We start from the raw sequence: 14,957 nt of genomic DNA, 5'->3' as shown, positions 1-14,957 counted from the left end.
CTGCGAAGTGTGGCCGGCACCCGGTGCCGGGGGGAAAGCCGACGCACACGGTACCCGCACAGCGGCCCACCGTGCCCGCCGCGGACGCCCCGGATCGCCCAGTGCGACAGTTCCGGGGCTTTCCCGGGCGGTTATTCAGGGACGACCATGAAGTCGGTCACGAACGAGGTGACCCGACCGTCGGCGGCACGGCCGATCCAGGTGCCGTAGCAGCCGTCGCCCCAACCGGTGGTCACCGTGACGACGTTGGCACCGCTGGCCTCGTCCAGGACAGCGGTGATCAGCCCCGGGACCGGGGACGAGGGCAGCTTGTCGGGGATGAAGACCTGCTCGACCCGGTCGTAGTCCCAGCCTTCCAGGACACTGAGCGCTGTCGGGTCGGCGAGGGTGCCGGCGCCGGCGTCCACCCCGTACCCGAAGTAGTCGTCCGCACCGAGCGTGGCGACGTCCTGGTCGCCCGCGACCGCCGGCTCCCACCGAATGGTCGGCTCGTCGGAGACCACCAGCTGAAACGCGGCCACCCGCCGGTCCACCTCGGCGTCCTCCCGGAGCACCACGGCCACCCAGGCGCGGGCGGCGTACCGCCCCGGCGGCACCGTGACCGTGAACGGCTCGGCCTCCGGGCAGACCAGCGGGTCGCACCCGACCACCTGGCCGGTGGGCAGCACGACGTCGCCCGCCGGGTGGGCCTCGATCAGGTACGCGCCGTGCTGGTCGGTGAAGCGGGCGCCGGGCGTCAACAACCGGTCCAGATCAGGGGTGTACGGCATGGGGGCTCCTCCGGTCGCCAGCGGCCGGCGGAGCGTACCCGGCCCGGCGGACACCGCCGCCGCTGCCGTACGGTCAGGCGCTCTTGCGGGGTGCGGTCTTGCGCGCGGCGGTCTTCTTCGCCGGCTCCGCCTTCTTGGCGGCGGTCTTCTTGGCCGCGGTCTTCTTCGCCGGCTCGGCCGCCTTCTTCTCGGCCGTCTTCTTCGCCGCGGTCTTCTTCGCGGGCGCCTTGGCGGCCTTCTTCTCGGCTGCCTTCTGCGCGGACCGGGCCGACGAGATGGGCGTCGGCTCGCCGCCACCGCCACCACCGCCACGGGTGGGCTGCTCGCCGCGTGCCGCCTTCGCGCGCTCCACCGAGGCCTTCAACGCGGCCATCAGGTCCACCGCCGCGGCCGGGGCCTCCTCGACCTCCTCCGGCTGGACGACCTCCCGGCCCTCCACCTTGGCGTCGATGACCTCCTGCAGCGCGGCCCGGTAGTCGTCGGTGAAGACGTCCGGCTCGAATTCGCCGGTCATCGAGTCGATCAGGGAACTGGCCATGGCCAGCTCCGGTGGGCGCACCTTGAGGTCCTCGTCGAGGAAACCGAAGTCCGGGGTACGGATCTCGTCCGGCCAGAGCATGGTGTTGAGCAGCAGCACACCCTCGCGGACCCGCAGCGTGGCGAGCTGCTCGCGCTGGCGCAGCGCCACCTTGACGATGGCCACCCGCTCCGAGTCGATCAGCGCGTCGCGCAGCAGCACGTACGGCTTGGTCGCCGCGCCCTCCGGCTCAAGAAAGTAGGCCTTGTTGTAGAGGATCGGGTCGACCTGCTCGGCTGGTACGAACTCCAGCACGTCGATGGCACGGGAGCTGGTCAGCGGCAGGTCGGCGAAGTCCTCGTCGGTGAGGATCACCATCTCGCCGCCGCCGATGTCGTAGCCCTTGGCGATGTCGTCGTAGGTGACCTCCTCGCCGCAGACCGAGCAGGTGCGCTTGTAGCGGATTCGGCCGCCGTCCTCGCGGTGCACCTGGTGGAACCGAATGTCCTTCTCCTCGGTGGCGGAGTAGAGCTTCACCCCGATCGAGACGAGCCCGAACGACACGGCTCCCTTCCAGATGGCACGCATCCTGCGCTCCCTTCCCCGGTATCGACCATGCTCGCATCCGAAAGAACCGGACGCGAGGTGTTCGGCCTGCTACTACAGTCGGGTCGTGCCCGGCGCGCCGCTCAAGCCGATGCTCGCGATGACCGGGTCGCTCCCGGCGGGTGACGGCTGGGCGTACGAATTCAAGTGGGACGGCGTCCGCGCACTGGCCGACATCTCAGGTGGCGGCCAGCATCTGTATGCCCGCTCCGGCGTGGAGATCACCGCCGCGTACCCGGAGTTGGCCACTCTGCCCGAGCAGGTCGACGACGCGCTGCTCGACGGTGAGGTGGTGCTGCTCGGCCAGGGCGGGCAGCCGTCGTTCACCGCGTTGGCCGAGCGGATGCACGTCCGGGACGCGGCCAAGGCGGCCCGGTTGGCAGCAGTCATGCCGGTGACGTACATGATCTTCGACCTGCTCCGGCTCAACGGTGACGACCTGACCGGCTGGCCGTACGAGCGCCGCCGGGAGGCTCTGGAGGCGCTCGCGCTCGGTGGTCCCCGGTGGGCGGTGCCGCCAATGTTCGCCGACGGGCCGGCCACCTACGAGGCGGCCGGGGAGCACGGCCTGGAAGGTGTGATGGCCAAGCGGGTCGGGGCCGTCTACCGCCCGGGGGTGCGCTCGCCGGACTGGGTGAAGGTCAAGCTGGAGGTGACCGGCGACTTCGTCATCGGCGGGTGGCGGCCGGGCGCGCGCCGGATCGGCGGACTGCTGGTCGGGGTGCCCGGCCCGGACGGCCGGCTGATCTACCGGGGTCGGGTCGGCGGTGGGATCGGCGCGGCCATCGAGCGGCAGCTCCTCGCCGAGCTGGAGCCGCTGCGCTCCGGCGTGTCACCGTTCGCGCCGGGTGTGCCGCGCGAGGATGCCCGGGGTGCCATCTGGGTAGAACCCCGGGTGGTGGTGGAGGTGAAGTACGGCCAGCGCACCCCCGACGGTCGGCTGCGCTTCCCCCGGGTGCTGCGGTTGCGCCCGGACAAGCCTCCGGAGGAGGTCGACGATGCCGGCTGAGCGGCTACGGGTGGACGTCGAGGGTCGCGCGCTTGAGCTGTCCAACCTGGACAAGGTGCTCTACCCGGCGGCCGGGTTCACCAAGGGCGAGGTGATCGACTACTACACCCGGATCTCCCCGGTGCTGCTGCCGCACCTGCAGGACCGACCGGTCACCCGGATCCGCTTCCCCAACGGGGTGGACGACAAGTCGTTCTTCGAGAAGAACACGCCTGCCGCGACCCCGGACTGGGTGCGGGTGGAGAACCTGCCGGCGCCCGGGTCGACGAAGGGCCGGGAGACCATCGACTACGTGGTCGCCGACGACCTGCCCACCCTGGTCTGGCTGGCCAACCTGGCCGCGTTGGAGCTGCACACACCGCAGTGGAAGGTGGGCGAGCACCCGGACATGATGGTCGTCGACCTGGACCCGGGGCCGCCGGCCGGGCTGGCCGAGTGTTGCCCGGTGGCGGTGCTGATGCGTGATCGCCTCGCCGACGACGGCATCGAGTCGTACCCGAAGACCTCCGGCAAGAAGGGCATGCAGCTCTGCTGCCCGATCGCCGGCACCCAGTCGTCCGACGTCGTCTCCGACTACGCCCGCCGGATCGCCCAGGAGTTGGAGAAGGCCCACCCGAAGCTGATCGTGTCGAAGATGGCGAAGAACCTCCGGCCGGGCAAGGTCTTCATCGACTGGAGCCAGAACAACGCGGCGAAGACCACTGTTGCGCCGTACTCCCTGCGGGCCCAGTCGGTGCCGGCGGTGTCGACGCCGCTGACCTGGGACGAGGTGGAGGCCGGCGCGCGCGGCCGGAAGCCGGCCGTCCGCCAGTTCACCGCCGCCGAGGTCCTGGCCCGGGTCGAGGAGTACGACGACCTGCTCGGCCCCCTGCTGGACGGCGGCCCGGAACTGCCCTCGGCCTGACAACCTTCGGTGACCCCGCGGCGTGTAAGGCGCGTGACCGACCAACAGAAAGCCCTGTCCGCGGCGGACCGGTCCTACGTCGCGTTCGTCGAGGTGGCGTGGCAGCGACATATCCGGCTGGCGGTAAGCAGGTGATAGTCATGAACAGCATCGATGACCGTCTCGCCCATCGGCTGCACGACATCGTCGACGGTGAAACGGACTCCGTACCCCCGGTGGGTGCGCTGATCGAGCGCGGCCGACGGGCCCGGCGACGCCGGACCACCGCGCTGGTCGGCAGCACGTGCGCCCTGCTGGCGCTGGGCGTCGGCACGGCGCTGACCGTGCCGGCGTACTCCCCGGCGGGCCGCTCCGACGTCGCCACCCAGGCCGCGCCGCCCGCCCCGGCCTCGCCGGCGATGCGGCTGGTCTCGGCCGCCGCCGCCAGCGAGAACATCAGCTACCGGATGCGGCTGACCAACTCGGGCCGGGACGGGCTGACCTACGAGGGCGCGTTCGACCCGAGGACCGCGACCGGCTACGTCCGCGCCCCGCAGGACGACTCGGTCACCACCGAGTTGCTGATCAACGGCACGAGGTACCAGGGTGGCGAGCCTCCGCTGGGCCGGCTACCGGCCGACAAGGGCCCGGGCGAGACGTACGGCCGGTACGGGCAGTACCCGGGGACGTACGACCGGCTCTCCCTCTACGGCGACGGGAACGACGTGCTGGGTTCCGCCGAGCCCGACCCGGCTGCCCTCTTCGCGGCGCTGAAGCGACAGAACGCGACGGTCACCGAGAAGCCGGACGGCTCCCTGCACTTCACCTACGCCGAGACCGGCAAAGACGGGTCGAGCAGCACGGCCGGCGACGTCACGCTGGATCGCGACGGTCGGATCGCGACGGTGGCGCTCACCGTCACCTGGCAGTCGACGGCGAAGGGCCGCCTCGACACGGGGACTGTCAACTCGACCCTCGAACTGTTCGACTACGACACGCCGGTGACTGTCGAACGCCCGACCGACGTCGTGATGATCAAAGAGTAGGAAGCCGCGCGGCCCCGCGTCCACTGTGGTGGCCGCCGGGCCGAGTCGGCTGTCGGATCCACCCGGTCGAAGGCGAGCGACGGGCCGCGCGGAGGCTGACACCAGTCGGGGAGCATCAGCGGGCGGCGACGTGCGCAGCGGGCGAAGCGCGCAGCCGCCACCAGGCACCGCCGACCAGGACGACAGTGACGACGGTGACCGCGACGTCGCCGGCCAGGGCCGCGGCCGGGCTCGCCGGGGAGTACGGCGGCACCAGGTACGCGAACGCGGCGGCGGTGACCAGGCCCGCGGTGCCCGCCGCGAGCACGTGCCGCTGCCCCCAGCCTTCGCGCGACGACCAGTACGCGACCAGGGTTCCGGCGGCAGCGGCCAGCGTCAGTGCGATTGTCACTCCCACCCAGCCGGGCGTCAGGTCGGCGCCCATTCGGACGACGACCACAAGCAGACCCACCCCGAGCGGATTCGGCACCCGACGGGCCCGGCGCGGTTGGGGGTGACGCCAGCGGGGCAGCAGGGCGGTCGCGACGAGGGCGAGGGTCACCACGGCGGCGAAGGCCAGCTGAATCGGGCTGGCCAGGAAGTCCTTCCGGCCGCTGCTGTCGGAGAAGACCAGCAGGCTGCCGAGCAGGTAGACCACGCCGATCACGGCGAGACCGGGCCGGCCCAGCCACGGCCGCAGCCGCCGCTGCGGCCAGAGGAACGACTCGATGAGCACGATCGGGGCGCAGATGGTCAACACGATGTGGTTGCCCACGAAGTCGAACGCCTGCCGGAGGCTGAATGCCAGCCCCGGCACCAGCGACGCCTCGGCGGCGGCACGGGTGTCGGCGTACTGGGTGTCGTCGAGGTAGTGCGGGTTGAACAGCGACTGGTCGACCAGGCCGGCCTGGAGTACGCCGAACGCGGCGGCGAGCAGCACGATCGTCGGCCAGCCCGCGCCGAGGTGCCGGGCCGCCTCCCGGATGAGGATCGCCGCGCCGCCGTACATCGGACCCAGGAAGATCAGCACCGGCAGGAAGTCGTCGATGGCGAAGCCACCCCACGAGCACTCGGCCGCCCACGGCGCGAGCAGCAGCAACGCGATCACCGGCAGGAGCCGCCGACGCAGGGGCAGACGATCAGCGGCGACAGGGCGGCCGGCGGCGGGATGGTCGACGGTGCCGGGGTCGGGTCCGGTCGGCATGAGCGCTCCTCGGCGGCGTGGCGGGGTCTTCCCCCGCACCGTGCGCGGACCACCCGGCCATCCGATACGGCCATCGGCCGACGACAGGTGCGACCAAAGTCGTTGAGTACTGTGGTGCCGACATCGACCCGGGGAGCGTGGAGATGCAGCCAATCGTCACTGCCGACCTGGCGGCCCGGCCCGTCGAGGCCGAGCGTCCGCTGCTCAGCTACCGCGACGAGGCGACCGGCGAGCGCGTCGACCTGACCGCCCAGCAGGTCGGCCAGTGGGCGGCACGCAGCGCGAGCCTGCTGCGGGACGGCTGTGGGCTCGGCCCCGGCAGCCGCGTAGCGGTCCTACTGCCGCCGCACTGGCGTACCGCCGCGGTGTTGTTGGGCGCCTGGGCCTGCGGCCTGGCGGTGTCGTTCCGACCGCGCGCCACGGCGGGCCTGCCGGTGCTGGAGCCCGGCGGTGATCGGCCGTTCGACGCGATCTTCGTGACCCCGGAACGGCAGGACGACTGGTTGGAGGACGTGCCGGACGCGCCGCACCGCTACCTCGTCGGCACCGGGCCGGGTCGGTTGGCCGACGTGCCGCTGGGCTGGTTGGACTGGTCCACAGAGGTGCTTCGCCATTCGGACGTCACGCCCGACCACACCGCCATCCACCCGTCGGACCCGGCCAGCGCGGACGGCACGACCTACGGTCAGTGGGGAGCGCTCGCCCGGGAGATCGCCGGGATGCTGGACCTGCGCGCCGGTGACCGGCTGCTGGTCGACGCCGCCGAGCACGAGCAGCCGTTGAAGTGGTTGCTCGCGCCGCTGTCGGCGGGCGCATCCGTGGTCATCAGCGCCAATCTCGACCCGGCGCGACGGGATGCGATCGTCGCCGCCGAGCGGGCGACCCGGGTCCTGTAGACCGCTGCCGGGCCGGCCTAACAGCGCTGGCCGACCCTGTTCCGTTACATCGGCATCTGCCCTGCTCAGAGGGTCTTTTGTCGATGCCGTCGGCATGTTCTCATACCCAAACAACCACGTCATCGAGCCCGCACCGCTCCCTCACTGAAAGGTGCACCGATGCACAGGAGATCGACCTTCCGACTGGCGGTTCTCACCGCCACCGCCGCCGCGTTCCTGGCGTCCGGCGGGGCCTCCGGAGCGCTGGCCACGGCCGCCCCCGCGACCGCCTCCCCGGGTGTCGCGGCGTGTGACCCGGGCGCCGACGCGCACGGCGCCGCCCGGATCGCCGCCGGCGCCACGGCGCAGGAGCCGGAGCTGTACTCGAAGAACGAGGCCAACGCCTACGGCGTGATCAAGGACGCACCGCGCCTGCCCAACGGCAGCGTCACCATCCCGACGGTCTTCCACATGGTCTCCGACCACCCGCTCACCGCCGCCGAGACGACCAGGTGGAACACCCTGATCGCGGCACAGATGAGGGTGCTCAACGACTCGTACGCGGGCCGTACGGCGGCGGACGCCTCCGACACCCCGTTCCGGTTCTCGCTCGTCGACACCACGTGGACGGTGAACAGCGCCTGGTACACCGTCGAGCCGGGCAAGAACGAGCGCGACATGAAGAAGGCGCTCTACACCGGTGACTCCCGCACGCTGAACGTGTACGCGGCCAACATCGGCGGCGGCCTGCTCGGCTGGGCGTACTTCCCGAAGGGCTACAACAACGGCCGCGACTACATCGACGGCGTGGTGATGCTCGACGAGTCGATGCCGGGCGGTACGGCCGGCAAGTACGCCCTGGGCGACACGCTGACGCACGAGGTCGGGCACTGGCTGATGCTGGAGCACACCTTCGCGCACGGCTGCTCCGCGTCCGGCGACTTCGTCGCGGACACCCCGCGCGAGGCGGCGCCGCAGTTCGACTGCCCGGTGGGCGCGGACTCCTGCACCGCGCCGGGGCTGGACCCGATCCACAACTTCATGGACTACACGCAGGATTCCTGCATGAACATGTTCACCGCCGGGCAGGCCGACCGGATGAGCGACGCCTGGGTGGCGTTCCGCGCCGGCTAGCTCGCGCGTCGGGATTTCGGCACAAGCGACTGAGCTACCACAGAGGGTTGCGTTCCCGGTAGGGGACGCAACCCTCTTCGGTGCCGCACCACGGGGGCGCTCCCTGCCGGTCCCGGCCGCCGTCACCGGGGTGGCGAAGGTGCTGGGACAGCGGCCGTGACGCGTTCACTCGGAGCGGTCGAGGAAGAACCGGGTGACGGCGGCGGCGATGGCGGCCGGGTCCTTCTCCGGGCCGAAGTCGTCGAGTCTGGGGAAGAGGGCCAGCTCGGAGTGGGGCAGCACGTCTTTGAGCCGCCCTGGCGCCCGGCCAGCGTCCCGTCGTGTCGGCTTCCTTGCCGGCCATCAGCAGCACCGGCGCGGTGATCCGCGCGTACTTGGGGAAGTCGTTGTCCCGCCGCGCCTCCTCGGCGTGCTCGGCGATGGCGCCGGGCAGCCCAGCCCATGCGCGATCGCCTAGAGCGATCGCGCAAGTCGATCGCCCAAGGCCGCTGGGCCGGAGGCCGGTCGCACGCCCGGGCGCGCCGAAGAGCGTGATTGATCAACTAACTGTTCACCCGCGCTGCGCCCGTTTCTCATCGGGCCTGCCTGGCGAGTTCGCCGACGACCGGCAGGGTCACTGAACGGCTGCGCCCACCGGCGTGCCACAGCACCTGTAGACCGGAGCGCTGGCATGCCCTCAACCGCACTGTGGCCCCGCCGCGTCGTGATCTCGGTGGCGTTCACCCTCACCCTGCTCGCCACGGCGGTCCCCGCCGGAGCCCATCCGTACGGCTACCCGCAGACCGTGACCATCGCGACGGACGCGGATCGCCACGAGGTGGTGCACCTGACGTGGAAGCCGGGCGGCGTCGACGAACTGACCCTGCTCGGCGTCCACCTCGGCCTGCTGCCGCAGGACCGCGTCCTGCTCGACGGCGCCATCTCCTTTCAGGCTTCGGACGCGACGGTGCTCGCCTCGTCCGCGCCGTTCGCGACCTACCTGCTCAAGCAGATGACCGTCAGCAGTGACGGCCACGCGTGCGCCGGCACCGTCGAGCCGCCGCGCGACCTCGCGGGCTCCGGTGTGGACGTCGACTACACCTGCCCGGGGCCGGTCGGCAAGGCCGGCATCGAGGTGCGGATGTTGAGCGATCTCGACCCCGCGTACCAGACGGTGGCGACCGGCCCGCAGGGTCAGCGTCAGGTGTACGGCCCCGGCCGGTACGCCCACGACTGGGTGCTCGGCGACGTGCCCGCGGCGGGCGAGGCGAGCGCGGCCGACCACGGCCCCGCCACCGCCTGGAAGGTCGCCAGGAGCGTCGGCCCCCTGCTGCTCCTCGCGGCCGTCGTCGCGCTGCTGCGACGCCAGATACGTCGCCGGCGGGTCGCCCACGCCCGACCGTCCTGAAACCGGCCACCCGCTCTGGCCCCCGTGCCCGCCGTGGTCGGCATTCCGGTGCTCGGCGTCGGCGGTTCCTCGCACCGCACCCAACAAAGGAGAAACCTCGCCATGACGCACGCACCCCGTGCGCGTAGGAAGCGAACACGCGGACTCCTGTCCGCGGTGGCGCTCATCCTCATCGCCGGACCGGCGACGACCCTCAGCCCAACGCTGGCAGGAGCGCGAACGGTCCCGACCAGCGTCAACGCACCGCTGATCAGCCTGAACGACGGGCAGAACATCGAGGGCAAGGTCCCCGTCGTCGTCGAGCCGGTCACCGAGAACGACTCGGTCACCACCCTCGCCGTCGACGGCGACCGGATCGGCGCCGACCGGACCGCCGGCACCGCCCACTTCGCCTTCGAGATGGGCGGCAACGGCACCGAGGCCCGCTACCGCAACTACATCACCGTCAACGGCCACACGGCCGAGGCGGACCGGGTGTACCTCCCGGACATCCCGGGCGGCCAGGTCGGCACTCTCGACTTCCCCGGCGACTGGCTGCAGCCCGGCACGAACACCGTCACCGTCCAGGCCGGAGCGAACTGGGTCGACACGACCACCAAGACCGCCGTCGGCTACGAGGAGTTGCCGAACGGTGAGGGTGGCCGCTGCCCCAACTACGACGACTACGCGTTGAGCAGCATCAGCCTCAGCCTGCTCGGCGTGGTCGCCGACGGCGAGCAGAACCTGTTCAGCTACAGCTTTGGCGACGGCACCTGCGGCAGCTCGGCGAAGCTGCTCAAGCAGGCCCTGACCTTCGTCATCTCCGGCGAGCCGGGCAGCACGTCCGGCCTGCGTACCGACCTGGACACCACCGGGCTCACCAACGGCACGCACACCGTCAGCGCGACGACCCAGTCCGGCGCGAAGACGTCCGTGACGGTCGACGTCAACAACGCTCCGGCCGGCGCGGCGGTGGTCACTCCCGGTGACGGTGCCCGCGTACGGGGCACCCGGCCCGTCATCGCCGCGCTGCCCAGCGGCGGCAAGGACCACGTCGAGTCGCTGGCCATCGACGACAAGCCCGCCGAGAACGCGGAGGCGCTGGTCACCGGCACCGCCACCCTCGGCCTCGCGGTCGTAACCGGTAACTCGATCGAGGCCCGCTACCAGAACTACGCGCTGGTCAACGGCCACCGGGTCGATCTCGGCGGTGACTACGGCGCGACCGGCGCGGAGGACGTCAGGCTGGCGTTCCCGACCCGGTTCCTGCACCTCGGCGACAACGTCGTCGAGGTCCGCACCGGCGACTACAACGGCACCCTGAACGGCGCGACCTGCGCAAACCACGACGACTTCACGCTCACCCGGGCGGCGACGAGCCTCACCCTGAGCACGGCGGGCACGGTGACGGCCGGCACCACGTACCTCGTCACCACCAGCGGCACGACCGTGACGAAGGCGGAGACGACCGCCGCCACGCTGGCGCTGGGCGACGGCACCTGCGCGGCCAACAGGGACGCCGAGTTCCACTTCATCATCGACGGCGCCCCGACGACCCGTACCGTCGACACCCTCGGCAGCGGGGGCGACGCGCACCTGAAGGTGTTCGTCGGTGGCAACGGCAGCGACAACGGGTACGACAACAACGTCCTGATCAACGGCATCCCGCTGGAGATCGGCATGTGGGAGAAGGAGGTCGCCGACCTCGCCTTCCCGAACGAGTGGCTGGTGCCGGGCGTCAACGCCGTGGAGTTCGTCGCGGGCAACGACCACGGCAGCGCCAAGCCCGGCGGCTGCGACAACTACGACGACTTCACGCTGCGGGACTTCCAGCTGCTGCCGACCGACGCGAAGGCGACCCAGCTGACCCGCTCGATCGCGCAGACCACTGTCACCATCGGTTCGGCGAGCTACCCCGCTGGCTCCCAGGTGACCACGTACCTCGGCGACGGCACCTGCGGCAGCAGCTACAACGCGGTGCTGACCAGGACGGTCCTGTTCGACGTCACCGCGCAGGACGGCACGGCGCTGCCGGCGCTGGGCAAGCGCGCCGACGTGGACACGACCACGATCGCGGACGGCGCCCACACCATCAAGGCGGTCGTCGGGGACAAGACCTCGACGCGGCGCTTCATCACCGACAACACCGCCCCGGAGATCGAGAGCAGCGTCCCGGCGGCCGGGCAGCGGCTGACGTCGACCGTCGCGCTCAACGTCAAGATCAAGGACGCCTCCGGCGTGGTCGGAACGCCGGCCATCACCCTCGACGGCGCGGCCGTCAAGCAGGGCGACCAGATCGGCCACGGCCTGCCGGCCGGTGAGCACGTCATCGCGCTGACGGCGACCGATGCGCTCGGCAACACCGCCACCCGCGAGGTGCGCTTCAGCAGCGCGAGCATCCCGGACGTCCCGACCGAGCTCAACTCGACAATCAAGGGCACCGACCCGCTCTCGGCGGAGCTGTCGGCCCGGATCCCCGGTGCCGAGGGCGTCGGGCTGACCGCCACGTTCACCAAGGCGGACGTGGTCCTGCCGACCGGCGGCTACCAGGGTGAGGCGGCCGACGTGCCGACCACGCTCGACGTGCAGCACGACCGGAGCGTGGACGTCGCCTCGCTGCGTCCGCTCGACGGCGCGACGATCGACACCCCGTCCGGCCGTGGGGTGGTCTTCCAGCGGTACGACCTACCGCTGGGGACGACCGGGCAGGAGCCCACTCTGCGCTGGTCGGGCACCATCGACCCGGCACGGATCGTGGCGCTGCGGGCCTGGAACCCGGCCACCGGCAAGTGGATCGTCCTGACCTCGGCACGGGGCCAGGCCGGGCACGAGACGGTCCTGACCGCGCCGGTGGAGGCCGGCTACCGCGTCGGCGGCGTCGTCCACGTGCTGGTCACCGGCGAGGACCCGTTCGCCGATGACCTGTCGCCGCACGACGCGTCGGCGCAGAACGACAAGGACCGCTTCGAGGATCCGAACTCGTACGACTTCTCGTTGGCGCACTTCACCGACACCCAGTACATCACCGAGGGCGCGGCCGGCGGCACGTACGACGACTTCGACGGCAACGCCGAGCCCTCCGACGTCGAGACGGCCGAGGAACAGGCGATCTGGTCGGCCGCGTACCGCGACCAGATGCAGTGGATTGCCGACAACGCCGACAGCCGCAAGATCGCGTACGCCGCGCACACCGGCGACGTCATCGAGAACGACTACTACGACCCGCTGGCCAAGAACCCGGACGGCTCCCTGAAGCGGCCCGGTCTGCACGAGCAGGTCGAGAAGGAGTTGGCCACGGCCTCGGGCTTCCAGAAGATCCTCGACGACAACGGCGTCGTCAACCAGGTCATCGCGGGCAACCACGACGACCAGCTGGGCGCCGAGACGGGCCCCACGTCCCGCTTCAGCCGGACCTTCAGCGCCGACCGGTACTACGGGACGGCGAAGGGCTGGCCGAAGGGCACCGAATACCACGCGTGGGACGAGGTGACCAAGGCCGACGGGACCGTCGTACCGGGCACTGACAACCAGAACAACTACCTGCTGTTCTCGGCCGGTGGCCTGGACTTCGTGGCGGTCGGCCTGTCGTACGGCGTCACGCCGGCCGAGGCCAAGTGGGCTGACTCGATCTTCAAGCGGTACAAGGACCGTAACGGGATCCTGCTTTCCCACGACTACCTGAAGCCCTCGGCCAATCCGGACGGGCGGGGTGCGGACTTCTCCGCTCCGGACGGCTCGCCGCTGTTCAAGCAGGTCGTCGAGGTCAACCCGAACGTCTTCCTGGTCCTCGCCGGCCACGAGCACGGTGTGGGCACCAACCTGAAGTCGAAGATCGGCGTCACGGTCAGCCACGACGTCGTCGAGCTGCTGGCGGACTACCAGTTCTACACGGTCACCGCCGCCGAGCTGTGGCCGACGAGGGTCGCCCCCGACGGCACCATCGACGTCAACGGCGACGGCACCCCGGACCACAAGGCCACCGACCGGCTGCAGTTCGGCGCGAGCTTCCTGCGCCTGCTCCAGTTCGACGTGGACCGTGCCGAGATGCACATCGACACGTACTCGCCGTTCCTGAAGAACTTCGGGGCCACCGAGTACGACATCCGCCAGGACGGCAGCCAGCCCAAGCCGCGCTACAACGGCTCGGAGGACAACCTGACCCTGCCGGTGGATCTCAGCACCCGCAAGACGTCGTTCAGCACCGACTCGCTCGCCGCGTACGTGCCGTCCGGCACGATCGGCACCGACGAGGTGAACTCGAACGGTGTCGCCACGGCGACCTGGGACAGGCTCCTGCCGGGCACCTCGTACGGCTGGATCGTCTCGGCGAAGAGCGCCGACGGCGGCGAGGCGGTGGCCCAGCCGGCCGTCTTCGCGACCGCCAAGCAGGTCCCGACGATGACCGTCACCGCCGCCCCGACCAGCTGGGGCACCGCGGCGACGGTGACCGTGAAGGTCGCGGCCGGCAGCACGCCGGTCACCGGCACGGTGGAGTTGCGCGAGGGTACGACCGTGCGGGGGTCGGCCACGCTGACCAACGGCGCCGCCACCTTCACCCTTCCGGTGGGTCTCGCGGGCGGCGAGCACACGCTGACCGCGTCGTACGCGGGCGACGACCACCTCACTCCGGTGCGGGCCACCGCCGTCCTGACGGTGAACCTGCCGGCCCAGTGGAGTTCGACGACCGTCTACAACGACGGCGACCGGGTCACATACCAGGGCCGGGTCTTCCGGGCCTCCTGGTACACGAAGGACCAGAAGCCGGGCGCCGACGCCAACGGCGCCTGGCAGGAAATCGCCATGACCGAGGACGGCACGGCGATCTGGACCGCGTCGCGGATCTTCAACGCGGGTGACCTCGCGATGTACGACGGTAAGAAGTGGCGGGCCCAGTGGTACACCCGCAACCAGAGGCCGGGTGACCGCAACGGGTCCTGGGAGGAGATCGCCCCGACCCCACCGGACAACAGCCCGGCGGCCTGGACGCTCACGAAGGTCTACAACGCCGGTGACCGGGTGACGTTCAAGGGGCACGTCTACGAGGCGAAGTGGTGGACGCGCGGCCAGGAGCCGGGCGACACGAACGGCCCCTGGAAGCTGATCAAGTAGTCAGATTGGCGTGACGCCGGCCCGGGACCGTTTCTGGTCCCGGGCCGGTGCGCGTCTCGTCACCCGACCGGTGGAGCCGCAGGCTTCCACCAGTTCTCACATTTTGCCTGCTCATACGCTTCGCCGAAGGCGGGACCGCTGTCGAAGCGCCCGCCCTTGTGCACACCGGCGGAGGGGCAGATGGCTTCGAGGCGTACCCATCGGATGGTGGTGTCGGCCGTTGCCGGCGGCCTGTTCGCCCTCGGCGTGGTCGCGCCGGGTCCGGCGGCGGCGCCGCTGCCTCGCGCGGCCCAGGCCTACGTCGACCAGCGGGATTCGACCCGGTGGTGGCAGGTGTTGCAGTTCGGCCTGCAGAACCTCTTCGACCCGGAACTCGACGAGTGGTTCACGATGGACACCTTCGACCACCGCCCCGGCGAGGTCACCCTCCCCGACCGCTGCCCACCCCCCACGTCGTAG

General features: G+C 71.0%; 11 protein-coding genes. 8 read left to right on the top strand and 3 right to left on the bottom strand.

The window, feature by feature from the left end:
* Positions 1-131: 131 nt before the first annotated feature.
* Entirely contained in the window at positions 132-770 is a 639-nt protein-coding gene (locus ABZU74_RS00640) for a DUF4241 domain-containing protein (RefSeq protein WP_355416611.1), read from the bottom strand.
* A 73-nt stretch (positions 771-843) separates the two neighbouring features.
* Positions 844-1,875 carry a Ku protein gene (locus ABZU74_RS00635; protein WP_355416608.1) on the bottom strand — a complete coding sequence of 344 codons (1,032 nt, stop codon included), beginning with the start codon at positions 1,873-1,875 and terminating at the stop codon, positions 844-846.
* An 85-nt stretch (positions 1,876-1,960) separates the two neighbouring features.
* Between ABZU74_RS00635 and ligD (ABZU74_RS00630) the strand changes: the two genes are divergently transcribed.
* From ligD (ABZU74_RS00630) to ABZU74_RS00620, 3 genes are all read left to right on the top strand, one after another.
* Positions 1,961-2,902 (top strand): non-homologous end-joining DNA ligase, encoded by a 942-nt coding sequence (ligD, locus tag ABZU74_RS00630; RefSeq protein WP_355416605.1) that lies wholly within the window; start codon positions 1,961-1,963, stop codon positions 2,900-2,902.
* A complete protein-coding gene (gene ligD / locus ABZU74_RS00625; protein WP_355416602.1) occupies positions 2,892-3,806 on the top strand; it encodes a non-homologous end-joining DNA ligase in 915 nt (304 codons plus the stop codon). Before ligD (ABZU74_RS00630) ends, ligD (ABZU74_RS00625) begins: the two co-directional genes overlap by 11 nt.
* A gap of 140 nt (positions 3,807-3,946) precedes the next feature.
* A complete protein-coding gene (locus ABZU74_RS00620; RefSeq protein WP_355416600.1) occupies positions 3,947-4,831 on the top strand; it encodes a hypothetical protein in 885 nt (294 codons plus the stop codon).
* A gap of 115 nt (positions 4,832-4,946) precedes the next feature.
* On the opposite strand, the gene ABZU74_RS00615 is transcribed toward ABZU74_RS00620, so the two are convergent.
* Positions 4,947-6,014, bottom strand: a complete 1,068-nt coding sequence (locus ABZU74_RS00615) for a hypothetical protein (protein ID WP_355416597.1) — start codon at positions 6,012-6,014, stop codon at positions 4,947-4,949.
* A gap of 143 nt (positions 6,015-6,157) precedes the next feature.
* On the opposite strand from ABZU74_RS00615, the gene ABZU74_RS00610 reads away from it, so the two are divergent.
* From ABZU74_RS00610 to ABZU74_RS00590, 5 genes are all read left to right on the top strand, one after another.
* Positions 6,158-6,910, top strand: coding sequence for a TIGR03089 family protein (locus ABZU74_RS00610; protein WP_355416594.1), 753 nt, complete (start codon positions 6,158-6,160; stop codon positions 6,908-6,910).
* Positions 6,911-7,069: 159 nt separating this feature from the next.
* Positions 7,070-8,023 carry a zinc metalloprotease gene (locus tag ABZU74_RS00605; protein ID WP_355416591.1) on the top strand — a complete coding sequence of 318 codons (954 nt, stop codon included), beginning with the start codon at positions 7,070-7,072 and terminating at the stop codon, positions 8,021-8,023.
* A 670-nt stretch (positions 8,024-8,693) separates the two neighbouring features.
* On the top strand, positions 8,694-9,410 hold the full coding sequence (locus ABZU74_RS00600) for a hypothetical protein (protein ID WP_355416589.1): 717 nt from the start codon (positions 8,694-8,696) through the stop codon (positions 9,408-9,410).
* A 156-nt stretch (positions 9,411-9,566) separates the two neighbouring features.
* Complete coding sequence (locus ABZU74_RS00595; protein ID WP_355416586.1) at positions 9,567-14,498, top strand: carbohydrate-binding protein; 4,932 nt, start codon at positions 9,567-9,569, stop codon at positions 14,496-14,498.
* 180 nt (positions 14,499-14,678) lie between these two features.
* Entirely contained in the window at positions 14,679-14,957 is a 279-nt protein-coding gene (locus ABZU74_RS00590) for a hypothetical protein (RefSeq protein WP_355416583.1), read from the top strand.

Source organism: Micromonospora sp. NPDC005171 (assembly GCF_040608575.1).
Lineage (GTDB): Bacteria > Actinomycetota > Actinomycetes > Mycobacteriales > Micromonosporaceae > Micromonospora.
Note: the sequence above shows the minus strand (reverse complement) of the source record. Positions and strands in the feature narration are given on the sequence as shown.

What these genes read in the sequence shown, in the direction of transcription:
- ABZU74_RS00640 (WP_355416611.1), bottom strand. Translation starts at nt 770, where the DNA reads ATGCCGTACACCCCTGATCTGGACCGGTTGTTGACGCCCGGCGCCCGC.
- ABZU74_RS00635 (WP_355416608.1), bottom strand. Translation starts at nt 1,875, where the DNA reads ATGCGTGCCATCTGGAAGGGAGCCGTGTCGTTCGGGCTCGTCTCGATC.
- ligD (WP_355416602.1), top strand. Translation starts at nt 2,892, where the DNA reads ATGCCGGCTGAGCGGCTACGGGTGGACGTCGAGGGTCGCGCGCTTGAG.
- ABZU74_RS00620 (WP_355416600.1), top strand. Translation starts at nt 3,947, where the DNA reads ATGAACAGCATCGATGACCGTCTCGCCCATCGGCTGCACGACATCGTC.
- ABZU74_RS00615 (WP_355416597.1), bottom strand. Translation starts at nt 6,014, where the DNA reads ATGCCGACCGGACCCGACCCCGGCACCGTCGACCATCCCGCCGCCGGC.
- ABZU74_RS00610 (WP_355416594.1), top strand. Translation starts at nt 6,158, where the DNA reads ATGCAGCCAATCGTCACTGCCGACCTGGCGGCCCGGCCCGTCGAGGCC.
- ABZU74_RS00605 (WP_355416591.1), top strand. Translation starts at nt 7,070, where the DNA reads ATGCACAGGAGATCGACCTTCCGACTGGCGGTTCTCACCGCCACCGCC.
- ABZU74_RS00600 (WP_355416589.1), top strand. Translation starts at nt 8,694, where the DNA reads ATGCCCTCAACCGCACTGTGGCCCCGCCGCGTCGTGATCTCGGTGGCG.
- ABZU74_RS00590 (WP_355416583.1), top strand. Translation starts at nt 14,679, where the DNA reads ATGGCTTCGAGGCGTACCCATCGGATGGTGGTGTCGGCCGTTGCCGGC.